This is a genomic window from Sphingobium sufflavum (genome assembly GCF_021403115.1).
GTDB classification, from domain to species: Bacteria; Pseudomonadota; Alphaproteobacteria; order Sphingomonadales; family Sphingomonadaceae; genus Sphingobium; species Sphingobium sufflavum.
The window spans coordinates 258,656-282,453 of sequence record NZ_JAJSSH010000001.1 but is presented as its reverse complement, the minus strand read 5'-3'; the positions used below and the strand labels follow the sequence as shown (position 1 = coordinate 282,453).

20 protein-coding genes are annotated in these 23,798 nt (G+C 66.9%); 12 read left to right on the top strand and 8 right to left on the bottom strand.

Going from position 1 to position 23,798, the window contains the following annotated elements:
* Positions 1-286 precede the first annotated feature (286 nt).
* On the top strand, positions 287-2,854 hold the full coding sequence (locus LWE61_RS01470; RefSeq protein ID WP_234148123.1) for a TonB-dependent receptor: 2,568 nt from the start codon (positions 287-289) through the stop codon (positions 2,852-2,854).
* A 409-nt stretch (positions 2,855-3,263) separates the two neighbouring features.
* Here the strand turns inward: LWE61_RS01470 and LWE61_RS01465 are convergent, their stop codons facing one another.
* Positions 3,264-4,193 (bottom strand): LysR family transcriptional regulator, encoded by a 930-nt coding sequence (locus tag LWE61_RS01465; protein ID WP_234148121.1) that lies wholly within the window; start codon positions 4,191-4,193, stop codon positions 3,264-3,266.
* A gap of 138 nt (positions 4,194-4,331) precedes the next feature.
* Here LWE61_RS01465 and LWE61_RS01460 point away from each other — a divergent pair, with 138 nt between their 5' ends.
* From LWE61_RS01460 to LWE61_RS01445, 4 genes are all read left to right on the top strand, one after another.
* Positions 4,332-5,030: a pirin family protein gene (locus tag LWE61_RS01460; protein WP_234148118.1), complete on the top strand. Its 699-nt coding sequence runs from the start codon at positions 4,332-4,334 to the stop codon at positions 5,028-5,030.
* Positions 5,031-5,099: 69 nt separating this feature from the next.
* The gene (locus tag LWE61_RS01455) at positions 5,100-5,417 is read left to right on the top strand and encodes a carboxymuconolactone decarboxylase family protein (protein ID WP_234148115.1); all 318 of its coding nucleotides are present in this window, start codon (positions 5,100-5,102) and stop codon (positions 5,415-5,417) included.
* Positions 5,418-5,438: 21 nt separating this feature from the next.
* Positions 5,439-6,335, top strand: coding sequence for a pirin family protein (locus tag LWE61_RS01450; RefSeq protein ID WP_234148113.1), 897 nt, complete (start codon positions 5,439-5,441; stop codon positions 6,333-6,335).
* An 85-nt stretch (positions 6,336-6,420) separates the two neighbouring features.
* The gene (locus LWE61_RS01445; protein ID WP_234148110.1) at positions 6,421-6,801 is read left to right on the top strand and encodes an OsmC family protein; all 381 of its coding nucleotides are present in this window, start codon (positions 6,421-6,423) and stop codon (positions 6,799-6,801) included.
* 210 nt (positions 6,802-7,011) lie between these two features.
* Here LWE61_RS01445 and LWE61_RS01440 read toward each other — a convergent pair whose 3' ends face one another.
* The gene (locus LWE61_RS01440) at positions 7,012-7,500 is read right to left on the bottom strand and encodes a nuclear transport factor 2 family protein (RefSeq protein WP_234148108.1); all 489 of its coding nucleotides are present in this window, start codon (positions 7,498-7,500) and stop codon (positions 7,012-7,014) included.
* Between the two features lie 175 nt (positions 7,501-7,675).
* Here LWE61_RS01440 and LWE61_RS01435 point away from each other — a divergent pair, with 175 nt between their 5' ends.
* Positions 7,676-9,415 (top strand): thiamine pyrophosphate-binding protein, encoded by a 1,740-nt coding sequence (locus tag LWE61_RS01435; RefSeq protein WP_234148106.1) that lies wholly within the window; start codon positions 7,676-7,678, stop codon positions 9,413-9,415.
* On the opposite strand, the gene LWE61_RS01430 is transcribed toward LWE61_RS01435, so the two are convergent.
* Positions 9,397-10,479 carry an esterase-like activity of phytase family protein gene (locus tag LWE61_RS01430; protein WP_234148102.1) on the bottom strand — a complete coding sequence of 361 codons (1,083 nt, stop codon included), beginning with the start codon at positions 10,477-10,479 and terminating at the stop codon, positions 9,397-9,399. The genes LWE61_RS01435 and LWE61_RS01430 overlap by 19 nt on opposite strands.
* Before the next feature lie 234 nt (positions 10,480-10,713).
* On the opposite strand from LWE61_RS01430, the gene LWE61_RS01425 reads away from it, so the two are divergent.
* From LWE61_RS01425 to LWE61_RS01405, 5 genes are all read left to right on the top strand, one after another.
* Positions 10,714-11,367 carry a COQ9 family protein gene (locus tag LWE61_RS01425; RefSeq protein WP_234148101.1) on the top strand — a complete coding sequence of 218 codons (654 nt, stop codon included), beginning with the start codon at positions 10,714-10,716 and terminating at the stop codon, positions 11,365-11,367.
* Positions 11,368-11,668: 301 nt separating this feature from the next.
* Positions 11,669-11,986 carry a FeoA family protein gene (locus LWE61_RS01420; RefSeq protein ID WP_234148098.1) on the top strand — a complete coding sequence of 106 codons (318 nt, stop codon included), beginning with the start codon at positions 11,669-11,671 and terminating at the stop codon, positions 11,984-11,986.
* The gene (gene feoB / locus LWE61_RS01415; RefSeq protein ID WP_234148096.1) at positions 11,983-13,845 is read left to right on the top strand and encodes a ferrous iron transporter B; all 1,863 of its coding nucleotides are present in this window, start codon (positions 11,983-11,985) and stop codon (positions 13,843-13,845) included. The genes LWE61_RS01420 and feoB overlap by 4 nt, the downstream gene beginning before the upstream one ends.
* A 138-nt stretch (positions 13,846-13,983) precedes the next feature.
* The gene (gene ssb / locus LWE61_RS01410) at positions 13,984-14,583 is read left to right on the top strand and encodes a single-stranded DNA-binding protein (protein ID WP_234148094.1); all 600 of its coding nucleotides are present in this window, start codon (positions 13,984-13,986) and stop codon (positions 14,581-14,583) included.
* Positions 14,584-14,834: 251 nt separating this feature from the next.
* A complete protein-coding gene (locus tag LWE61_RS01405) occupies positions 14,835-15,869 on the top strand; it encodes a GDSL-type esterase/lipase family protein (protein WP_326490592.1) in 1,035 nt (344 codons plus the stop codon).
* A gap of 42 nt (positions 15,870-15,911) precedes the next feature.
* Here the strand turns inward: LWE61_RS01405 and LWE61_RS01400 are convergent, their stop codons facing one another.
* The 5 genes from LWE61_RS01400 to LWE61_RS01380 all read right to left on the bottom strand — a co-directional run bounded on the left by LWE61_RS01400 (position 15,912) and on the right by LWE61_RS01380 (position 22,105).
* Positions 15,912-16,847 (bottom strand): NAD(P)-dependent oxidoreductase, encoded by a 936-nt coding sequence (locus LWE61_RS01400; RefSeq protein WP_234148093.1) that lies wholly within the window; start codon positions 16,845-16,847, stop codon positions 15,912-15,914.
* Between the two features lie 34 nt (positions 16,848-16,881).
* Positions 16,882-17,445 (bottom strand): nucleotide exchange factor GrpE, encoded by a 564-nt coding sequence (locus tag LWE61_RS01395; protein ID WP_234148092.1) that lies wholly within the window; start codon positions 17,443-17,445, stop codon positions 16,882-16,884.
* Positions 17,442-18,485, bottom strand: a complete 1,044-nt coding sequence (hrcA, locus tag LWE61_RS01390) for a heat-inducible transcriptional repressor HrcA (RefSeq protein ID WP_234148091.1) — start codon at positions 18,483-18,485, stop codon at positions 17,442-17,444. The genes LWE61_RS01395 and hrcA overlap by 4 nt, the downstream gene beginning before the upstream one ends.
* A gap of 161 nt (positions 18,486-18,646) precedes the next feature.
* Positions 18,647-20,041, bottom strand: a complete 1,395-nt coding sequence (locus LWE61_RS01385; protein ID WP_234148090.1) for an aromatic ring-hydroxylating oxygenase subunit alpha — start codon at positions 20,039-20,041, stop codon at positions 18,647-18,649.
* 138 nt (positions 20,042-20,179) lie between these two features.
* A complete protein-coding gene (locus LWE61_RS01380; RefSeq protein ID WP_234148088.1) occupies positions 20,180-22,105 on the bottom strand; it encodes a flavin-containing monooxygenase in 1,926 nt (641 codons plus the stop codon).
* A gap of 212 nt (positions 22,106-22,317) precedes the next feature.
* Between LWE61_RS01380 and LWE61_RS01375 the strand changes: the two genes are divergently transcribed.
* A complete protein-coding gene (locus tag LWE61_RS01375) occupies positions 22,318-23,736 on the top strand; it encodes an aldehyde dehydrogenase family protein (RefSeq protein WP_234148086.1) in 1,419 nt (472 codons plus the stop codon).
* Positions 23,737-23,798 lie beyond the last annotated feature (62 nt).

Below are 23,798 nucleotides of genomic sequence, written 5' to 3'. Positions count from 1 at the left end.
GTAGATTATGGCGTTTTATCGCCCTTGCTATCGTTTCAGCAGGTCGAATTTGGAACCCAAATCCACCTATTAATTCGAAATATGAAACTTTCGTTCTCAATGAAAAACATATTGTTGAATTCTGGTCGATTTATCTAATATAGAACCCATGCTAGACCGGTAGGGAGGCCCTACCACTGGCAGCAATGGGACAGAGAAGCCCCATCATAGATCCGGCAAACCGGACATCCATGGCACTTCATCGGAGCCGTCCGCCGCAGGCCGGGCCGATACTGGGGAGGATAGAATGAACCGTAAGAATTTGATTTGGGGCAGTGCGGCACTGGCGCTGGCCGGTGCGTGGCAGCCCGCTTTCGCGCAGGAAGACAGCAGCGACATCATCGTGACCGCTCGTCGTGTCGAGGAACGGCTTCAGGATGTACCGATTTCCATCACGGCCTTCTCACAACAGCAATTGTCCAACCGCAACATCGTATCGGCGGGCGACATCGCGACCTATACGCCATCCCTGTCCGCCAACAGCCGTTTCGGGCCGGAGAAGACGAGCTTCTCGATCCGTGGCTTCAACCAGGACAATGGCACATCGCCTTCTGTCGGCGTCTATTTCGCGGACGTGCCCGCTCTGCGTTCCATCGGCGGCACGACAACCGGCAATGGCGCGGGTCCGGGCGCCTTCTTCGACCTCGCCAATGTGCAGGTGCTGAAGGGACCGCAAGGCACATTATTCGGTCGCAACACAAGTGGCGGCGCGGTCCTGCTGGTTCCCCAAAAGCCGACCGGCCAGTTCGGCGGTTATGTCGAGGGATCGGTCGGCAATTATGACCTGCGCCGCGTGCAGGCGGTTGTGAACGTGCCGGTGCTCGACAGCCTGCGTATCCGTGTCGGCGTGGATCGCCAGACACGCGACGGCTATGTGAAGAACGCCCTGACCAACGGCCCGCGCGACTTCAACGACATCGACTATTGGGCCGTCCGCTTCAGCGCCGTCGCGGACCTGACCCCCAATCTCGAAAACTACTTCATCGCCACCTACAGCAAGTCGAGCACGCAGGGCGCCCTGCCCAGTCTGTTCGCCTGCGATCGGCGCAGCGCCACCGTCTCGCCAACCAGCGCGGCCAACGAGGTCGTGAAACTGGCCTGCGCACAGGCCGACCGCACGGCGGGCCGGGATTTCTACACCGGCGAGGCCGGACTTTCCAATCCGTACCAGAATATCCAGCAGTGGCAGGTCATCAACACCACCACCTGGAAAGCCACGGACAATCTGACGATCAAGAATGTCGTCAGCTATGGCGAATTCCGCGAGGCCCTTCGCGCGACCGTCTATGGCGACAGCTTTGCGATCACGTCCGGTCCCGACGCTGGCAAGACGGCGATTCAGGTCTTCTCCAATCCCTATGCCGGTCGCAACACGGCGTCGCTCTCCACCTTTACCGAGGAACTTCAGTTCCAGGGGTCTTTGCTGGGCGAACGGCTGAACTGGCAGGGCGGCCTTTATCTAGAAGTCGCCAGCCCGCTCGGCTTTGCGGGAACGGTGTCCGCCAATACTGCATTGTGCCAGACGGCCAGTTCGTTCGAGTGCACATCCTTCACGCCATCGGCTGCCACGCCTGCGGGTACGTTCGCCACGCCCTCGACGACCGCGCGCAGCAACAAATATGCGTTCCAGGATTATGGCATCTACGCACAGGGCACCTACAAGCTGACCGACAAGCTCAGCCTGACCGGTGGCCTGCGCTATACCCGTGACAATTATCAGGTCACGTCGCGCCAGCTGACCTTCTCCACCATCACCACGCCGCCCTCGACCTTCGTCAGCGGTTTCCGGCCGGTCGGCACCTGCCTCGACTATGTCAGCTTCGGCAATCCGGGGACCGCGGGCAACAATGGCGCCCGCTCCGAGGACCAGTGCGAAACCTATGCCCGCGCCCACAGCAGCGCGGTCACCTGGCTGGCCGACATCGACTACAAGCCGACGGAGGACATATTGCTCTATGCCAAATATGCGCGCGGCTATCGCCAGGGCGGGTTGAAGCCGGAAGGCTATTCGCTCGCCGCCTTCGCGCCGGAGAAGATCGATTCCTATGAAGTCGGGTTCAAGACAACATGGCGTGGCGCGATCCGCGGCACGTTCAACGTCTCCGCCTTCTACAATGATTTCTCCAACCAGCAGATCTCGACCTCCGGCGTGTTCAGCACCGCCGGACTGCCCGCGGGCATCACCCTGACCCCGGCGCAGCTCATCACCAACATCGGCAAGTCGCGAATCGCCGGTGTCGAGGTCGATGCCTCGCTCAGCCCGTTCCAGGGCCTCCAGATCGACATGGGCTATGCTTATCTGGACACCAAGGTGCGGGAGATCGCCACGCTGGCGGCGCAGGGGCCATTCACCTCCTTCATACCGGGTGGAGCGAGGGTCGACATGCCGCTGACCTTCGTGCCCAAGAACAAGGTCACGATCACCGGAACCTATACGCTGCCGCTGGACGAGAGCGTCGGCAAGATTTCGATCGGTGGCACCTTCACCCATGTCGATGCGCAGCAGGCCAGCTATCAGGCCTATGACTGCCAGTTCGGGACAGTGGGCAATCTGGGCACAGGCGGGTGCAACCGTCGCGGCGTGCTGGGCTATGACATCGGCCGCCTTCCCGCGCTCAACCTCGTCAACCTGAACATCAACTGGACGTCGGTGGCGGGCAGCCCGGTGGACCTCGCCGTCTTCGTCACCAACCTGACGAAGCAGCGCTATTACACCGCGACTTTCGGCGGCTACACCAGCTTCGGCCTCGAAGGCGGGTCGGTGGGCGAACCGCGGATGATCGGGGCGCGGCTGAAATATCGGCTGGGCAGCTGATAGTCTGAAAAGTGCAGGAATGGACGGCCCCGGATATGCTTCCGGGGCCGTCGTCGTTTCAACATGACCAACCAAAAGGGTGTTTTGAAAAGCCGCCCGGTTCAGGCACCGGGTTCAGGGGCACCCGGTTCAAGACCACCGGTTCAAGACCACCGGTTCGGGGGCGGCGGGTTCGGGCGCTGGCGGGTTCGGGGGTTGGCGAGTTAGAGGGGGGTGGCTTTTCCCTGAATCGTCCTTGTGAGGGCAGCGAGCCGCAAGTGGGCGACGCCCAGCCCGTCCAGAGGGCGTCGTGCCGCGTGGAGTGGTTGGGCGTTGCCTGCCTTTGGGGCGCTGCGGTCGCCATGGCAAGGTGGGTCAATCTGACGTCATGACGTCCCAAGGGGCGGACGGGTCCAAGGGTTCAGGCGCTTCAGAGGTCCGCCAGGCCGCTGTTTCCAACAGCCCGTTGCTGGAGCGCGGCGAACTGGTCCAACAGCCAAGAGGCGGCAGGCCCCGGCGGGCGGTCGCGGCGCCATATCCCCGCGAACCGATACAGGCCGCCCGGATTGTCCGGCATGGCCAGCCGCACCAGCGTCCCCGCCATCAGGTCGCCCTCGATCAGCGGCAGCGGCATGTTGCCCCAGCCGATCCCTTCGCGCAGCAGAGCATGTTTCGCGCCCAGATCGGCCAGCCGCCACGTCCGCGCACTCATCACCGCATAGTCGCGCCCCTCCGTAAAACGGGAGCGATCGGTCAGGACAAGCTGGATATGCTCCCGCCCCGCGCCCGACGGAATGGTCGCCATACGGCCCAGCGGATGGTCGGGCGCGGCGACCGGCACCATGGCCACCGACCCGGCGTCGCGCCAGTCGATCCCCTCCGCCCCGATGGCCAGCGGACCGGACAGGCCCAGCGCCGCCTTGCCATCCAGCACCATCGCCGTGACCGCGCCCAGCGCCTCCACATGCAACCGCAGCGCCACGGTGGGGAACTCCGTCGCAAAGGCGCGCAGGATACGGCCCAGCCATTCGGCGGGCAGCATCACGTCCACGGCCAGATCGACCTCCGCCTCCAGCCCGTCCAGCAGCCCCTTCACCTTGGCGCGCAGGCCGTCGATCCCCTGCGCCACGGCCCGCGCCTCGCTCAGCACGGCGCGACCCGCATCGGTCAGCACGGGTTTGCGCGTCCCCTCCCGGTCGAACAGGGTCAGGCCCAGCTGCGCCTCCAGATTGGCGATGCCATAGCTGATGACCGACACCGCCCGGTTCATCTCCCGCGCCGCGCCCGCAAAGCTGCCGGTCCTGACCACCGCGAGGAAGAGGCGGAGCTGGTCGAGGGTCGGGGTGCCGACGCGATTCATGGTGCCACCTTCACTTTTCAACTTTTCCGAATAGTTCGGACGAATTTATCCCTCTGAACAGGAAAGTCCGCAACCCCTAAACCGAGTCCCAACAGGGCGGGCCACCCACTCGGCCCCTGCCCCTTACGGAGACGACCCATGATCGAACGCAGACCCTTTGCCAGCCTCGGCGGCGAGAATCATGGCTGGCTGGACGCCAAGCATCATTTCTCCTTCGCCGGTTATCATGACCCGGCCCGGATGCACTGGGGCAATCTGCGCGTCTGGAACGACGACGCCATCGCCCCGCACAGCGGCTTTCCACCGCACCCGCACCGCGACATGGAGATCATCACCTATATCCGCGAGGGCGCGATCACCCACAAGGACAGCCTGGGCAACGAAGGCCGCACCGAAGCGGGCGACGTGCAGGTGATGTCGGCGGGCACCGGCATCCGCCACGCGGAATATAATGAGGAGGATGTGACCACCCGCCTCTTCCAGATCTGGATCCTGCCGACCCGGACCGGCGAACAGCCGAGCTGGGGCACCCGTCCCTTTCCCAAGGGCGAGCGGGCCGGACAGTTCGTCACCCTGGCGTCGGGCTATGCGGACGACGGCGACGCGCTGACCATCCGCACCGATGCGCGGGTCGTGGCCGCCACGTTGAAGGCGGGCGAGACGGCGACCTATCCGCTGGGCAAGGACCGCAAGGCCTATCTGGTGCCCGCCACCGGCGCGATCCAGGTGGAGGATGTCCGGGCGGAGGCCCGCGACGGGCTGGCCATCAGCGATGTCGAGGTGCTGACCGTCACGGCGATCGAGGATAGCGAGATCGTGATGGTCGACGCGGCCTGACACAACAGGGACCATGCCGGGTGGAAACACCCGGCATGGCCATCCCGATTATCGAAGGGGGACCATGCCATGCTGACCATCGCCACGCCCGACCTCAGCCCGCAGGAATGGACGCATGTGCGCCGCGCGCTGGATACGGTCGCGGATTGCGGCTGTGGCGATCCGCCCGCACCGGGGTCGCTGCGCGACCGGATCGGCCGGGCGGTGGATGCGGTCGCGGGGCGCGACCATCGCCAGCCGGACCTGTCCCCCTATCAGCGCGCCATCCGCGATTTTCTGTGCGACAGTGCCCGTGTTCGCGGCGTGGCGGAGGCGCATGTTCCCACCTTGCACACCCATGGTTTCAACCGTGCCCAGATAGAGGCACTGGCGCTCGTCGGCGCCTGACACGACAAGAGGAGTTTCCCCATGAGCATCCGGTCCAGCGACATCGACGGCGTGGACGCCGTCATCCTGCCCCCCGTGCGCGATCTGGGCGACGGGTTCACCGTGCGCCGCGCCCTGCCGTCGCAGCATCGGCGGATGGTCGGCCCGTTCATCTTCTTCGACCAGATGGGTCCGGCGGTGCTGGACGCGGGCGAGGGGCTGGACGTGCGGCCCCATCCCCATATCGGCCTCGCCACCGTCACCTACCTGTTGGAAGGAGAGATATTGCACCGCGATTCGCTGGGGTCCGTGCAGGCGATCCGGCCGGGCGAGGTGAACTGGATGACCGCAGGCAGCGGCATCGTCCATTCCGAACGCACCAGCCCGGAGGTGCGGGCGTCGGGCGGCGGGCTGTTCGGCCTCCAGACTTGGATCGCCCTGCCCAAGGCGGCGGAGGAGGTCGACCCCGGCTTCGTCCATCACAAGGCGGGGGCGATTCCCTTTACGGAGGATGCTGGCGCGAAAATCACGGTGATCGCGGGGTCGAGCGACGGCCTCCTCTCACCGGTCAAGACCTTCTCCGACATGGTCTATGCCGACATCGTGCTGGCGGACGGCGCGCGATACCAAGTGAAGGCGGAGCATGTGGAGCGCGCCATCTATGTGGTGTCGGGCGCGGTGGAGGTGATCGGCCAGACCGGCGGCTTTGCGGCGGGCGAGCTGGTGGTGTTCAAGCCGGACGCGGAGATCGTCCTGAAGGCCCGCGGCGGTGCGCGGCTGATGCTGCTGGGCGGGGAGCCTCTGCCGGAGCAGCGCCATATCTTCTGGAACTTCGTCTCCTCGTCGCAGGAGCGGCTGGAGCAGGCCAAGGCGGACTGGAAGGCGCAGCGGTTCGCGCGGGTGCCGGACGAGCAGGAGTTCATCCCGCTGCCGGAGTGAGGGGGCGGTGTGATCCCTGATGCGTCACTCCGGGCTTGATCCGGGCTGGCGACGTGAAAAACCCTTATTCTCAAGGAGACGACCCATGGCCCATGGCACAGCGCGGATCGGCCGCGACCGGTATCGCACGGACATTGACGTGGGCGGCCATGCCCTGATCGCGGACGAGCCGGAGACGCTGGGTGGCGGCGCGGCGGGACCGGCGCCCTATGACCTGCTGCTCGCCAGCCTGGGCGCCTGCACCGCGATCACGCTGCGCCTGTACGCCGACCGCAAGCAATGGCCGCTGGAGTCGGTGGAGGTCGCGCTGCGCCTGTCCGGCAAGGAGGAGAAGAGGATCGAGCGGGTGCTGAGCATCGTCGGCCTCGACGCGGAGCAACAGGCGCGGCTGGCCGAGATTGCGGAACGGACGCCGGTGACGCTGACGCTGAAGGGCGGGATCGGGATCGAGACGCGGCTGGGCTAGGCGGTCGGGCGGCGAGGGGGACAGGGTACCGAGGCGCCCTTGCCAGCGCAGCGCGGCAATCCATGGGCGGGGCACGCACCATGGGCGCGACACTCGCCATGGGCGGAACCTTGGCTGTGGCGGGACATCTGGATTGCCGCGCTGCCCTCACAAGGACGCGGGGACGGGAGCCGCCCGTGCATCCCTCCCCCGCCGCCCCCGTCTGTCGCCTTATTTCGGCACCACCGCCGCGTTCAGGAACGGATCGTTGCCGATGAAGGTCGGCTTGCTGTCGAACAGCGCGATCCGCCATTCCCCGTCGGCGGTGCGGCGCACGTCGAAGCGGCTGTCCGCGATGATCGTGGGACCGACGAGGTTGAGCGCGGGCGCAGGCCCCTCCGCCGAATAATTGACCAGCAGGAAGGTGATGCTGGCGTTGTCCGCATCGCGGAAGGCGACGCGGAAGTTGGAGACGCTGTGCCGCTGCGTGCGGACGCCGTCGCGCTGGTGCTTCGCCACCCGCTCGTTACGCGCGGCATAGAAAGCGGCGACCGCATCCCGCCCGCGATGGGCGACGCCGCCCACCAGATATTCCACATCCTCCGTACAGAAATTCTGGATGCCGGAGCAATTGTTGCGGTCGAGATCCTCGCACCAGTCCGCCACGAGCTGATGGATTTGCAGGACGGATACGGCATTGTGCGCGTCGATGTGGGGCATAGATCCTCTCTGGCTCCTCTGGACTTGCCCCTCCCTAAGCCTGAAATCGGGGGCGGCGCAACAGGTGGGCGGGCATATTGCAATCGTTTGCAATAATCCTGTACAACGGACCGAAATCGGCACGGTCGCCCGTGAGCAGCGGGACGCCACCGAAAGACAGACCAGAGAGGACATCATGGCCGTACCCGTTTACGCCGTACCCGTTTACGAGCGCATCCTGCACCTGCTGGAGGCAGAGGGGATCAAGACCCTGTTCGGCATCCCCGATCCGGGTTTCGTCCATATGGCCGTGACCGCGGAAGGGCGCGGGTGGGAGGTCGTCGCCCCGCATCATGAACAATCGGGCTGCTTCATGGCCGACGCCTGGGGCCGCATGACCGGCAAGCCGGGCGTCTGTTTCGGCACCATGGGTCCGGGCGTCGCCAATCTGGCCGCCGCCGCCATCGTCGCGGCGAAGGAGAACAGCCCCACCATCTTCCTGGGCGGCAACCGCGCCCGGTCGGAGGAATATCGGGTCAAGCGCGGGCGCATCCAATATATCAGCCAGACCAAATATTTCGAACCGGCGATGAAATATGTCGGCGTGATCGAATATGCGGAGCGGACCGACGACATCATCCGCGAGGCGCTGCGCGTCGCGCAATCCGGCACGCCGGGGCCGGTCTATGTCGAGATTCCCAGCCATGTCCTGCACCAGACGCCCGAATGGGGTCCGCTGCTGCCCCCGGACGCGTATCGGCTGGTCCATATCCCGGCCGCCGCAACCCATATCGAGAAGGCCGTGACGCTGATCCGCGCGGCGAAAAACCCCATCCTGCTGGCCGGGCAGGGCGTCCACACCGCGCGGGCGCAAGGCCCGGTGGGTGAGCTGGCGACGCTGATCGGCTGCCCCATCGTGCAGACCAGCGGCGGCACCAGCTTCATCCCCGGTGTCGAGGATCGTACCTTCTCCTATGGCTTCTCCCCCTCCGCCGTGGAGGCGGTGAAACAGTCCGATCTGGTGCTGGCCATCGGCACGGAACTGGGGGAGCCGATCCACCTCGGCCTGACCCATCATTGGGCGGAGGGCGATGCGGACCGCACATGGATCTATATCGAGCGCGACCCGCTGGCGTTCGGGGTCAACCGGCGGATCGACGTGCCGATGGTCGCGGACCTGCGCGACGCGGTGCCGCAACTGATCGAGGCGCTGACGGCGGTGGCGCAGAAGGAGGGGCCGCGCGCGCCCTCCCCCGACCTCGACCGCTGGATACAGGCGGAGATCGACCTGAAGGCGCGGCAGGATGCGGAAGCGCCCAAGGGCCAGAAACTCATCAACACCGCGCGGCTGGTGGTGGAGGCGACCAAGGTCTTTCCCCAGGATGCCATCATGGTGCGCGACGGCGGGTCGATCACCATCTTCACCTGGACCTATACGCAGGCGCGCCCGCATGACGTGATGTGGAACCAGAATCTGGGCCATCTGGGCACCGGCCTGCCCTATGCCATCGGCGCGGCGCTGGCGAGCGGCGGGCAGCGGCCGGTGATCCTGCTGACCGGCGACAGCAGCTTTATGTTCCACATCTCCGAACTGGAGACGGCGGTGCGCAAGAAGCTGCCGGTGATCTGCGTGGTCAGTTGCGACTATAGCTGGGGTCTGGAAGTCGGCGTCTATCGCCGGATGCTGGGTGAGGGATCGCCGGAGACGGAGGCGCACTGGTCGACCGGCGTGCGCTTCGACAAGATTGCGGAGGGCTTTGGCGCCTACGCCGAATATGTCGACCGGGATGACGAGATCGGCCCAGCGATCCAGCGCGCCATCGCCAGCGGCCGCCCGGCGGTGATCCAGGTGCCGGTGGACCCGGATGCGAACGCGACGGAAGCGCCCAATTATCAGGAATATTCGACCTGGGGCAATTACTCGCCGGGGATGTGAGGCGCTGTGGAAGGATGGGCAGGACGGCGGGCGGGGCGGCGGGACGCTTCCTCCCCGTCCCCCGCCACCCATGCGCGCGGCAGGGCGAATTTCAGGAGCAGGGTGCGCTGGAACAGCAGATGATTGTCGTCCGACGCGACCCACAGGACCGGCTCACCCCGCTCCCATGACAGGGTGATCGCCTCATAATTATCGTGGAGCAGCGGCGATTCCAGCCGGGCGACGACCCGGCCCTCCAGCCGCTGCCCCGCATGGGGCCGCCCCACATCGACCAGCGTCAGCACGCCGGTAAACAGGCTGAACGGCGTGACGCGGCGGTTCATCACCAGCATCCGCCCGCCGCCGAGCCACAGGGCGTCCGTCGGCAGATAGCCGGGCGGCGGACGGTAGGAGAGGCGGACGGCGCGGCGCCCCGCGGGCGTCACCGGGTCGGCGGGAAAGAGCAGCACGTCCTTTGCGCCATCCTCCTGCGCCTCGCCTCGCCCCGGCGCATCCTCCGCCAGCGCCAGGAAACGGCCATCGGGCAGCCGGACCAGCGATTCCATGCCGGTCGTCTCCGGCCAGGACTGGATCTCGGGATGGGGCCGGCATTGTTCCACCCGCGTGAAATCCGGCGCATAGCGGCAGATGCGCCGGGTCAGTTCGAACCCGACCCAGCGCCGGCCCGTCACCGGGTCCACCGCCAGCGATTCCGTGTCCCAACGCCAGTTCGGCTCCCGCGCCTCCGCCGCAAAGATGGGCAGGGGGCGGAATATCCCCGGACGCCGCCCGGTGCCGGGACGAAAGGTCGCCGCCTCCCCCGTGTCGCTGAGCAGGGTGAGCAGGCCGTCCGGCGCCCTGTACAGCGACGAGAAACCGCCGAAGCCGGGATGGTCGCTGCCCAGCACCCAGCCCCCCAGATAGCGCAACGCCCCCACCGTCCGCCGGGCGGGATCATGGCTGTCGAGCGGCACGGGCTGTGCGGTGATGACGATCGGCACGGCGATGGCGGGGTGGCGCGTGTCCACATGCCGCCCGTTGATGAGGAGCACGAAAATGACCAGGATGGCGGCGATACGCTCCATGGCGTGCGACCTACAGCGGCGGCGCGGGTGCGTAAAGCGGGGGACGGCAGGGCTGGCCCGCCGCCCGGTGACGCATGGAGAGGGGACATGGGGCGGGCGCGGTGGCGGGACGCGCAAGGGGTGGGGCCGCACGGAACGGGGCGGGCACGCAGAGAGGCACGCACGCAGAGGCATAAGGCACGCCGAGGATGCGTGGGCGCTTTTCATCCCGGCCCGCGCGGCGTAGATGGGGGCATGGCCCATGCAGACGAAACGCTCGACGACCTCCGCCTCCGCCTCGCCCCCATGGTCGCGGACAATGCGGCCTTTGACGGCTGGTCGGGCAAGGCGCTGGCCGCGACCGCCGCCCAGTCCGGCACGGATGCGGATGTGGTCGCGCTGGCGTTCGACGGCGGGGCGCTGGCAATGATCGACCTGTGGTTCGCCAGCGTGGACGCCGCGATGCTGGCCGCGCTGCCGCCCGAAACGCTGGAGCCGTTGCGCGTCGGCGCGCGCATCCGGGCGCTGGTGGCGGGGCGGCTGGCCATCCTCGCCCCCCACCGCGAGGCGTTGCGCCGGGCGCAGGCGGTGCTGGCCATGCCGCAGAACCTGCCCCATGCCGCCCGGCTGGGCTGGCGCGCGGCGGACATCATGTGGCGCGCGGCGGGCGATGTCGCCACCGACCTCAACCATTATAGCAAGCGCACCACGCTGGGCGCCATCTATGCCGCCACGCTGATCCATTTCGTCAATGACGAGAGCGAGGAATGGGTGGACACGCTGGCCTTCCTCGACCGGCGGCTGGCGGGGATCGCCCGGTTCGAGAAGGCCAAGGCGCGGCTACGCCCCGACACCGACATGCATTTCAGCCCGGCGCGGTTTCTGGGACGGCTGCGCTATCGCGCCTGAACCTGCGGGGTAGCGGTCCCGACATTCGGCCCTGACGGCCTGCCATGGAGGTTGTCCGGGCTTTCGGTGCGCCTATAGGCATATAGGTTGAGCGCGCTTCGTTGAACCGGCCCCCTGCCTCGCTTCAGGGATCTCCGCAAACGGGCATATTCGGCACGGCATCGTCCGCATGTCGATACCATCTGGCGGGCGGCAGGCTGCCATGCCCTCCCCAAACCGGGGCAAGCCGCAGCTTGAACCCCGCCCCTCTCTGCACTAGTGATAATCAATCGCAGAATCATTGTGTGGAAGGATGTGCGCGTTGCGTCTGGATAAATTGCCCCAGGGGCGTCCGGCCTATGTCGACCGGATCGACTGGACGCGCATGTCGCCGTCGGAAGGGCAGAGGCTTCGCGAATTCGGCGTCTGCGAGGGGGCGAGCATCGAATTGCTGCACCGGGGCGGCCTGTTCGGCGGCGGGGCCGTCGCGGCCCGCGTGGGCCGCATGACCATCGCCATGCGCGCGGGCCACGCCAGCGCCATCGAAGTGTCGACGGAAGCCGCCGCGTCCGCCGTGCGGGGAACCTCCGTTCAGGCCTCTTCTCAGGCTCCCTCCCCGGACAGCGCGCTGACCGCATGAGCATATCGTCTTTGGTCGCGCTCGTCGGCAATCCCAACGCCGGCAAGAGCGCGCTGTTCAACGCGCTGACCGGCGCCCGCCAGAAACTGGGCAATTATCCCGGCGTCACCGTCGAGCGAAAGATGGGTCGCCTGCCGCTGGACGACGGGCAGGTCATCGACATCGTCGACCTGCCCGGTACCTACAGCCTCGCCCCCAACAGCCCGGACGAGGAGGTGACGCGCAACGTCATCCTCGGCCGTCAGCCGGGCGAGCGCCTGCCCGATGCGCTGGTCATCGTGGTGGATGCCGCCAACCTCGACAATCACCTGCGGTTCGCGCTGGAGCTGATCGCGCTGGGCCTGCCCACGGTGGTCGCGCTCAACATGGTCGACCTGGCCACCCGCGACGGGCTGGAACTGGACGCCGTGCGGCTGGCCGCCGATCTGGGCGTGCCGGTGGTCCCGACCGTGGCGGTGCGCAAGCGCGGCCTCGACCATCTGCGCGCCGAAGTGTCCCGGTTGCTGCCCAGCGCCGCCGTGCCGATCCGCGCCCGCCCACAGGAGCAGGATTTCGCCGCGCTCCAGCGCGAGGCGCAGCGGATCGCGCGCCGCGCCATCGTCTCCGAAAGCCCGTCGCGCCGCCTGACCGGCGCGATCGACAAGGTGGCGCTGCATCCCGTGCTGGGCCTCGCCCTGCTGCTGGGCCTGTTGTTCGTCATGTTCCAGGCGGTGTTTAGCTGGTCGGAGGTGCCACTGGCCCTGGTCGAGGGCGCGCTGGCCGCGGTGGAGGATGGCGTGGCGGCCGCCCTGCCCGACAGCGTGCTGCGCGACTTTCTGGTGCAGGGCATCATCGCGGGCGTGGGGGCGGTGATCGTCTTCCTGCCGCAGATCCTGATCCTGTTCTTCTTCATCCTGATGCTGGAGGGCACGGGGTACATGACCCGCGCCGCCTTCCTGATGGACGGCATCATGGCGCGCGTCGGCCTGTCGGGCCGGGCGTTCATCCCCCTGCTGTCCAGCTTTGCCTGCGCGGTGCCCGGCATCATGGCGACGCGGACCATCGCGGACCCCAAGGACCGGCTGACCACCATCCTGATCGCGCCGCTGATGACCTGTTCGGCGCGCCTGCCCGTCTACACGCTCATCATCGGGGCGTTCATCCCGGCGCGCACGGTGGGATGGGGCATCGGGTTGCAGGGGCTGGTGCTGTTCCTCCTCTATGTCGCGGGCATCGTCGGCGCGTTCGTCGCCGCGCTGGCCCTGCGGCGCAGCGTGACCAAGGGCGGCGGCGGCGGATTCCTGATGGAATTGCCCAAGTACCAGATGCCCTTCGTGCGCGACATCGCGCTGGGCCTGTGGCAGCGCGCGGTCATCTTCCTGAAGCGGGCCGGCTCGATCATCTTTGTCACCACGGTCATCCTGTGGGTGCTGCTGAGCTATCCCAAGCCGCCGGAAGGCAGCGGCTATTCCCCGATCAAATATAGCGCCGCCGGGCGCATTGCGGGCCTGATCGAGCCAGTGCTGGAACCCATCGGCTTCAACGACGAGATCGCGATCGCCCTGATCCCCGCCATCGCGGCGCGGGAGGTGGCGGTGGCGGCGCTGGCCACCGCCTATTCCATCGAGGATGCGGGCGGGGACGAGGCGAAGGTGGAGCAGAGCCTGAGCGACCGATTGTCCGGGCGCTGGTCGCTGCCGACGGCGCTGGCCTTTCTGGCGTGGTTCGTGTTCGCGCCGCAGTGCATCTCCACCATCGCCGTCACCCGGCGGGAGACGAACGGGTGGAAATGGCCGACGTTCATGATCGTCTACCTGACCGTCACCGCCTATATCGCGGCGGGGGCGACATTCTGGACGGCGACCGCTCTGGGCCTGTAGCGAGGCCGGTCGCGGGCGAATCCATCCCCAGTTTTTTACGCCTATGGCGTAGACGGCATGGCCGATGACCCTGTAAGCGACGGACATATTCGTCACCCGCGGCGGTGACGGCATCGGGATTCACGCGCGGAGAAGAGCATGTCAGGCAGCGTCAACAAGGTCATTCTGGTCGGCAATCTGGGCGCTGACCCCGAAGTGCGCAGCTTCCAGAATGGCGGCAAGGTGGCGAACCTGCGCATCGCCACGTCGGAGCAGTGGAAGGACCGCAACAGCGGCGACCGCAAGGAAAAGACCGAGTGGCACACCGTCGCCGTCTTTTCCGAAGGGCTGGTCGGCGTGGTCGAGCGGTTCCTGCGCAAGGGATCGAAAATCTATATCGAGGGCAAGCTCCAGACCCGCAAATGGCAGGATGCGCAGGGGCAGGACCGCTATTCGACCGAGGTCGTGTTGCAGGGATTCGACGCCAAGCTGGTGATGCTGGACGGACCGGGCGGCGCGCAGGGCGGCGGCGGGGGCGGCGGTCGCTCCTCCTCCGGCGGCGGCGACTGGGGTGCGTCGGGCGGCGGCGATTATGGCAATGACTTTGGCGGCAGCAGCGGCGGTGGCTATGGCGGCGGGAGCAGCGGTGGCGGCTTTGGCGGTGGCGGCAGCGGCGGCGGGAGCCGCTCGTCGGGCGCTGGCCGGTCCAGCCCGCCCCCGGCCTTCGACGACGACCTGAACGACGACGTGCCGTTCTGATCGAAACGGTCGATGGCGACACGCACAGGAGGGCGTCCGGCAACGGGCGCCTTTTTTGTGCGCGGGGGTGCGGGATGGACGGGCCATCGGCGCGGTTCATATGGTATCGGGGCGATGACGGGACGGGTCGAAGGTTTGACGGAAACCGTTGGGAAACGGGCGGTGTCGGGGAACCGTCGGCGCGGATCCGGCGTCCGTCCGGCGCCAGGACCATGGGAGCAGAGGCGATGGATGCACGGCGGGAGGCAGGGATGGCAGCGATGAATCCCGGCTCTGTCCATGGCCTTGGTTCCGGCGTCGTCCATGGCCACGGCCTTGTCGATAGGCTCGTCCAGAGGCATGGCTCCAGCGCCGCCCATAACCCCGGCCTTGCCCAAAGGCCCCGCCCCAGCCTCGCCCATGGCCCAGGCCTCGCCCAGAAGCCCGGTTCCAACCTTGCCCGGAGGATCGCCCATAGCCTCGCCCTCAAACTCGCCCATGGGCAACGGGCCGGTCCGGTCCAATGGCGGTGCGGGAGTGCATCGGCACGGCGCGCCCACCCGGTCATGATCTTCCCGACCTTGATCCTCCGGGCCATCATTCTCTGGGGGGGCATCCTCTGGGCAGCCATCCTCTGCGCGACGGCGCTGTCCGCACAACCGACCCCCGCGCCCAAGCCGGACCCCAGCTTCCCCTTCTCCACGGAAATCGAGGATTTCGCGCGGGCGGACGAGGCGGGACCGGCGGTGCGCGACGCCGTCCTGTTCCTCGGCAGCTCCAGCATCCGGCTGTGGAACATCCGCAGCGGCTTTCCCGGCCGCCCCACCGTCAACCGCGGCTTTGGCGGGGCGACGACGCCGGACATCTTGCATTATTATCCCCGCCTGCGCCCGCGCGCCACGCCCCACGCCGTGGTGGTCTATGCGGGTGAGAATGATCTGGCCGCCGGGGCGAAGCCGGACGCGATCGCCCGCAATATCCTGACCCTGATCGGCAAGCTGCGCGCGGACTATCCCCGCGCGCGGATCGCGCTGCTGTCGCTCAAGCCCAGCCCGATCCGCTGGACGCTCTGGCCCGGCATGACCGCGATCAACCGCATCGTGAGCGGACGGGCGCGGGCGGCGGGGTTCGCCTATCTGGACGTGGGGTCGGTCTTGCTGGCGGGCGACGGATTGCCCGACGCCTCGCTGTTCCGCAGCGACGGGCTGCATATGAACGATCGCGGCTATGCGCTCTGGAACCGGCTGGTGGGGGCGTGGCTGGAGACGGAGCCGCTCCGGGCGCAGCCGACGGCGCGGCGGCCCTGACGGGCGATCCGACCGGACCAGATGGACACGGCGAGCCTCGGCTCAATAGCCCGCGTCGAGGTCCACCCGGTTGGTCATCGGCGTGCCCGCGCGCCACGCGGCGAGGTTTTTGAGGAACAGCGCCGCCGCCGCGCCGCGCATACTGGTCTGGCTGCGGCCCGACAGGTGCATGGACAGCAGGCAGTTGGGCGCGCGCCAGAGCGGATGCTCCGGCGGCAAGGGTTCCGGCGTGACGGTGTCGAGGAAGGCCCCGCCGATGGTCCCCGCCTCCAGCGCCGCGATCAGCGCCGGCTGGTCGATCAGGTCGCCGCGCGCGATGTTCACCAGCCATGCGGTCGATTTCATCGCGGCCAGTTCCGCCGCGCCGATCAGCGCCTGCGTCTCGTGCGTCGCGGGGGCGGCCAGGATGACCCAGTCATGGTCGCCCAGCGTCGCGCGCCACTGGTCCGCCGCCAGCGTGCCGTCGCGGCCGGAGCGGGTCACGCCCGTCACCGCCACGTCGAACGCCGCCAGCCGCTTTGCAATGTCCCGCCCGATATGGCCCATGCCGATGATGAGCGCCCGGCTGCCCGCCAGTTCGCCGGTGCCGGGGGAGGTTTGCGGCCAGACCTGCCGGTCGGTCAGCCGCACCACCGCGTCATAGCGTTTCGCCGCCGCCAGCAGGCCGAGCAGCGCATAATCCGCCACCGCCGCGGAATTGAGGCTGCTGCCGTTGGTCAGGACGATGCCGCGCGCGCGCAGTTGCCCATGGTCCAGCGCCTCGATCCCCGCCGCCATGGTGGAAAGCCATTGCAGCCGTTCCCCCAGCGCGACGATGGCGGGGATGGCCCGCACCCCGCCCAGGTCCAGCCATGCGGCGTCCACATCCGGGATCAGCGCCTTCGCCTCCTCCAGATCATGCCACCACAGGGCGGTCACATCGTCCGGCAGGCCGGGCGCAAGGGCGTCGCGCAGGGCCGCCGGGACGAGGATTTTCATGGATGGCGCCTGTGTGTGGGGGACGGGAAGGCGGTCAGTCCGCCGCCTTGGCCACGCCGACCAGCGCGGGGCGCAGCAGCCGGTCCTTGATCATGTAACCCGCCTGCAATTCCTGCACGATGGTGCCGGGCGCGGCCTCCGCATGGGGGATTTCGATCATCGCCTGATGCTTGTTGGGGTCGAGCGCCTCGCCCAGCGACACGAAGCGCTCGATGCCATTCTTGCGCAGCACGCTTTCCATATCCTTGGCCGTGGCGTCGAGGCCGACGACCAGCCCCTTGAACTTGTCGTCCGCGCGCAGGTCTGCGGGGATGGAACCGATGGCGCGTTCCACATTGTCGGCCACCGACAGGATTTCGCGCGCGAAGCTGGTCGCGGCATAGGCGCGCGCGTCGGTCAGTTCCTTTTCGAGGCGGCGGCGGACATTCTGCGTCTCCGCAGCGGCATAGAGGATGTCCTGCTTGGCGGTGGCAAGCTCCTCCTCCAGCGCGGCGATGCGCTTTGCCGCGGTATCGGTCGCGGACCCATCCGTATCGGCGATCGCAACATCCTCCGGCAGGCTGTCTTCGGCTTCGATGTTATTGTCTGGATTTGTCATTGCATCAATCTCGTCAGGGTCTGTGCTGTGAAGTCAACCATGGGAACCACCCGCGCATAGTTCAAGCGGGTGGGGCCGATAACCCCCACCACGCCGACCACGCGCCCCCCAGGGCCGCGATAGGGCGCCGCTATGATCGAAGAACCCGACAGGGAAAAGAGCTTGTTCTCCGATCCGATGAAAATCCGGGTCGATGTGCCCGCACGGGCGCGGTCGAGGAGGCGGGCGATCTCGCTCTTCTCCTCCAGTTCGTCGAGCAGTTGGCGCACCCGGTCGAGATCCGCCGTAGCCTGTTCGTCGACCAGATTCGCCTGTCCGCGCACGATCAGCACGGGGCGGTCGAGCGGGTCGGTGGTCCAGGCGGCGATGCCGCTTTCCACCAGCGTCCGCGCGGCGGCGTCGATGGCGTGGCGGGCGGAATCCAGTTCGCGGGTCAGGTTCGCCTGCGCCTCGCTCAGCGTCAGGCCCGCCAGCCGGGCGGTCAGGAAATTCGCCGCCTCCGCCAGCATGGAGGCGCGGGTGCCGGGGGCGAGGTCAACGATGCGGTTCTCGACCGAGCCATCCTCCCCCACCAGCACGGCCAGCGCCTGCCGGTCGGTGAGCGGTGCGAAGCTGAACTGGCGGATGATCGTCTCCCGCCGGGGCACCATGACCAGCCCCGCGCAGGCGGACAGGCCGGACAGCACGGCGGAGGCGCCCGCCAGCGCCTCCTCGATCGGGCCTTCGCCGGTCAGTTGCCGTTCGATGGCGCGCTGCTCCTCCTCCGACGGGTCGGCGGCCTGCAACATGCCGTCCACGAACAGGCGCAGGCCCGTTTCGGTCGGGATGCGCCCGGCGGAGGTGTGCGGCGCGGCGAGCAGGCCGACCTCCTCCAGATCCTGCATCACGTTGCGGATGGAGGCGGGCGAGAGGTTGATGCCCGTCAGCCGACTGATCGTGCGCGAGCCGACGGGCTGGCCCGCGTCCAGATAGGATTCGACTACCATGCGAAAGACATCGCGGGCGCGGTCGCTCAGGTCGGTGATGCTCGTCGCGATCATGAAAGGCCAATGTAGGATGCTTCGGCCCCCGGCTCAACATGGCTGTGCGGGTCAGGGCGAATCGGTGGGTGGGGGCGGGCGCTTCAGACTTGCACGCCCCAACAAAAGGGGCCGGAGGATCGCCCCTCCGGCCCCTTTTGCAGGCAGCGCAAAAACGCCGCTTATTTCTTCAGCACCTTCGGCGCGCCCCGGCCTTCCATGAAGGTGGCGAGGTTGCGGTGGAAGTTGGTGATCTTCTGCTCCTGATGCGGGTTGGGCAGGGTGCCGCGGAAACCGCGCGACTTCATGCCCTTTTGCACCCACTCCATATTGGCGAAATCCTGCGCCAGCACCGAACCCCATTTCTCGGCGGTCGGCTCGGCATAGACCCACTCCGTCTCCGGCTCCTCGCCTTCGGGGAAGCGTTCGATCGCATAGGATTCGAAGATGCACTTGTCCGGGTCGTCGCCATAGGGACGCGCGCGATAGCACAGGGCGAAGGTGACACCCTGCAACACCGACATATTGGGGAAGAAATGCCAGGCGAGACCCGCCTCCGCCATATTCTCCGGCGTGATGTCCGGCCAGATGACGCCGCGCTTTGCATCGTCCGCGCGGGCGGAGGCCAGCCAGTGCTTGATGACGTCCTGCGGCGCGGTGCCTTCGGGCAGTTCGTCCACCAGACGCTTGGCCGCGGCGACCAGCGTGTCGGTCGAGGCGGCGAAGTTCACCGTCTCATAATTCTCCCGCGCCAGTTCATAGGTGGAGACGCGCGGGTCCGCGCCCGCACCGACGCGGGTGACGGAGCTGGACTGCGCCATCTTCATGCTCTTGTCCCGCTCGTCGAAGCCGCTGACGCCATGCAGGCCATAGGATTTGGAGTAGGCGTAGAACTGCCCATATTTCAGCAGCTGCGTATGGGTGCCCGCGACATGATAGGGTTCCATGAATGCTTCCAGCGCGGTCTTCCAGTTGGACGGGTAGATGACCCACTGACGCCATTTGAAGCGCATCTTCTCGAACTGGAAGGCGTCCAGGATGCTGGCGGCAGGCTCCAGAAAGTCGCGCAGCGGCTCGCTCTCCGGGTCCATGTTGATGAACAGCCAGCCACCCCATGTCTCCACCTTGACCGGCGACAGGGCGGTGCTTTCCTCGGTCAGCGATCCCTGCCAGTCCTGCGGGTCGAGGATATGGACATTCTTGCCCTCCAGATCGAAGGTCCAGCCGTGGAAGCCGCAGACGATGCGCCGCTTGTTGCCGCAGGCGCGATTCTGGTCGCAGGGCGTGTCGACCAGACGGCGGCCGCGATGCGGGCAGACGTTGTGATACGCCTTATATTCGTCCTCACCGGTCTTGAAGATCAGGATGCTGTCGTCGGCGATCTCATAGCTGATATAGTCGCCGACCTTCTTCAATTCCTCGACACGGCCTGCCATCTGCCACACCTTGGGCCACAGCAGTTCCTTCTCCGCCTCGGCATATTCCTTCGACAGAAAGGCTTCCGTGCCATAGGTCAGCGGCACACCGACCTCCTCTTCCGTGATATTGTCGAAGCCTATCTTGCCGTGCTTGTTCATGACCGTCTCCTCGCCTCATCTCTCTCGAGGTGCGCATATCGTGATGCGTGATTCGTTTGCAAACAGATACATCAACAGGGGTGTTGGTTATAGCCCGCTCGCACCCCGGCTGGCCCCGTTTTCGCGCCGGACGTCGCCTCAGATCGCCGGCGCCGCTTCCGCGGGCATGGCCAGCCGCAGGCCGTCCAGCCGCCCCGTGGCGCGCCACGCCGCCAGCAGCGCCTCAAAGGCGTAGAAGCCCGGCCCATAGGTCTCGCCCAGATAGCTGCGGACCCGCTTCTCCCCCCGCTCGTCGGTCACGTCCGCGCCCTCATTGTTGAAATAGCTGGGCGTGCACTCCCGCGCGAAGGCGGAGGTGTCGATGGCGGTGGCGCGGATGTGGGCGACATAGGCGGCCTGCGCGTCGGCATCCGGCTCCACCGTCGCCGCCCCGCGCGCCAGCGCCTGCCCGATGATATAGGCGATATGGCGGCCCTGCTGGTTGAACGTCTCCGTAGTGGACGCATTGACCCCGCCCTGGATGAAGCCGGTGAAGAACTGGTTGGGGAAGCCATGGGTCATCATGCCGTGGAACGTCTTATAGCCCGCCGCCCAATGATCGTAGATGGACAGGCCGCCGCGCCCCTCGATCCGGTCGATGCCCCAGCGCCGGTCGAGGTCGCTCGTCACCTCGAACCCGCTGGCGAAGATCATGCAGTCGATCTCATGCTCCACGCCGTTCGCGATGAAGCCCCTGGCCGTCATCCGCTCCACGCCGCGCGTCGCGGACACGTCCAGCACCGTCACATTGGGGCGGTTGAAGGTCGGGTAATAATCGTCGTTGGAGGCGGGGCGCTTGCACAGATAGCGATACCAGGGCTTCAGTATCTCCGCCGTCGCCCGGTCCTCCACGATGGAGTCCACCCGGCCGCGCAGCCGCTCCATGACGCGATAGTCCATCACCTCGCGCTTCGCCGCATACTCCTGTGGCGATTGCGGCCAGCCCTCCGCGTCGAACTGGGCGGCGAGGTTGCGGTTTATCTCCGTCCAGATGTCACAGATGCTGTCCCCCTCGCCCGGCGCGAGAGTCTCCATCGCGGCATGGTGGAAATTCTGCTGCCGCTCGCGCTGCCAGCCCGGCTCCAGCGTGGCGGCCCATGCGGGATCGGTGGCGGTGTTGTTGCGCGCGTCCACGGTCGAGGCGGTCCGCTGGAGCACGGTCAGGTGCCGGGCATGGCGGCCGAGGAAGGGGATGGCCTGCACCGCCGTCGCGCCCGTGCCGATGATCGCGACCCGCTTGTCGGCCAGCCGGTCGAGGACCGGCGCCGCCTGCGTGCCGCCGGTATAGCCATAGTCCCAGCGCGCGGTGTGGAACATCTTGCCCCGGAAGTCATGGATGCCGGGGATGCCGGGCAGCTTGGGGATGTTGAGCAGGCCGTTCGCCATGATGACGAAACGGGCGCGGATGGTGTCGCCGCGATCCGTGGTGACACGCCAGCGGCCAGTCGCCTCGTCCCATGTCAGCGCATCGACGATGGTGTGAAACAGCGCCTTGTCATACAGGCCCGCACGCCGGGCGATGCTCTGCGCATAGGCGCGGATCTCATGCCCGTCGGCGAATTTCTTCGACGGCATGAAGCCCATCTCCTCCAGCAGGGGGAGATAGCAATAGGCGTCATTGTCGCATTGCAGGCCGGGATAGCGGTTCCAGTACCAGACCCCGCCGAAATCACCCGCATGGTCGATGACGCGAAAGTCCGTCACCCCCGCCGCATGCAGGTGCCAGCCGGCGAGGATGCCCGCCCAGCCGCCGCCCAGCACGGCGACGTCGATGTCCTCCGACACCGCATCGCGGGGCGTGACGGGCGTGTGCGGATCGCCCGCATAGATTTGCGTCGCCGCCCCCGCCCCATGCTCAGCCCCATGCTCCCCGGCGCGCTCTTCCGCATGTGCGCCATGATGGGTGGTGGGGACATATTGCGCCTGCCCCTCCTGCCGGATGCGGCGGCTGCGTTCCTGCCGATAGCGGTCGCGCAGGGCGGCAATATCGACGGTGGCGGGCGGGTTTGTGGGCTGACAGCTCATGGCGATTCGCTCTCCGGCTTGGGACTGTGAGGCGGAGATAACCCCACTTCATTTTATAATCAACAACGTTGTTGATTATAAAATGAAGTGGCATCGTTTCGCGCATCCTTTGGGAGGGCAGGGAGATAGACAGCCCTGTTGGGTTGCGTTATCCCCGCCTCCATCAAGCGCCCGTCGTCCGGGGTAATGGCTTCACGAAATCTGGAGAGGTTATGCGCGAATATCTGAAATTCTACATCGACGGCCAGTGGGTCGACCCGGTCGAGGCGAAGAGCGCCGACGTCATCAACCCCGCGACGGAGCAGGCCGCCGGCCGCATCTCGCTGGGCAGCGTGGCCGATGTCGACAAGGCGGTGGCCGCCGCGCGCAAGGCGTTCCCGGCATGGTCCACCACGACTCGCGAGGAGCGGCTCGACGTACTGCGCGCGATCCAGGTCGAATATGCCAAGCGCCAGTCCGACCTGGCCGACGCGATCATGGAGGAGATGGGGGCGCCCTCCGCCCTCGCCCATGGGTTCCATGTCGGTCTGGGTGCGGGCCATCTCCAGACCGCGATCGAGGTGCTGGAAAAGTTCGCGTTCGAGGAAGTGCGCGGCGCGACCGTGATCCGGCATGAGCCGATCGGCGTCTGCGGCCTCATCACGCCATGGAACTGGCCGATGAACCAGACCTGCGTGAAGGTGTTTCCGGCGCTGGCCACTGGCTGCACCATGATCCTGAAGCCGCCACAGCTCGCCTCGCTCTCCGCCCATATCCTCGGCGAGATCCTCGACGCGGCGGGCGTGCCGGCGGGCGTGTTCAACCTGATTCAGGGGTCGGGCGCGGTCATCGGTTCGGCGCTGTCGAAGCATGAGGATGTCGACATGATCTCCTTCACCGGCTCCGAACCGGTCGGCGTGCAGATCCAGAAGGACGCCGCCGACACGGTGAAGCGCGTCGGGCTGGAACTGGGCGGCAAGAGCGCGTGGATCGTGCTGGACGACGAGAAGCTGGCCGAGGGCGTCAGCGGCGCGACGGCGGGCATGATGGGCAATTCGGGGCAGACCTGCTCCGCCGGGTCGCGTCTGGTGGTGCCGCGCCGCCGCCTGGACGAGGTGATCGAAGTCGCTGCGGCGGCGGCGAACGGCGTCACCGTCGGCGATCCCAAGGGCAATTTCGCCATGGGTCCGGTCGTGTCCAAGAGCCAGTACAACATCATCCAGGAGTATATCCAGAAGGGTCTGGACGAGGGCGCGCAGCTCATCGCCGGTGGCCTTGGCCGCCCCGACGGGCTGGACACGGGCTGGTATGTCCGCCCGACCGTCTTCGTCGGCACCAACGACATGGTGATCGCGCGCGAGGAAATCTTTGGCCCCGTGCTGGTCATCATTCCCTATGACGACGCCGACGATGCGGTCGCCATCGCCAACGACAGCCCGTTCGGCCTCGGCGGCTATATCTCCGGCACCGACACCGCCCTCATCCAGTCCATCGCGCGCCGCCTGCGCACCGGCGCGATCTGGATCAACGGCGGCTTCGATTTCCACGCGCCGTTCGGCGGATACAAGCGGTCGGGCAACGGCCGCGAGTGGGGCGATTATGGCTTCCGCGAATATCTGGAAATCAAGTCGATGATGGGCTTCCCCGCCTGACCTGACATTCCCGCGCCCCGTTCGACAGGCGGAACGGGGCGCTTCATTTTCTGCAAATAAAG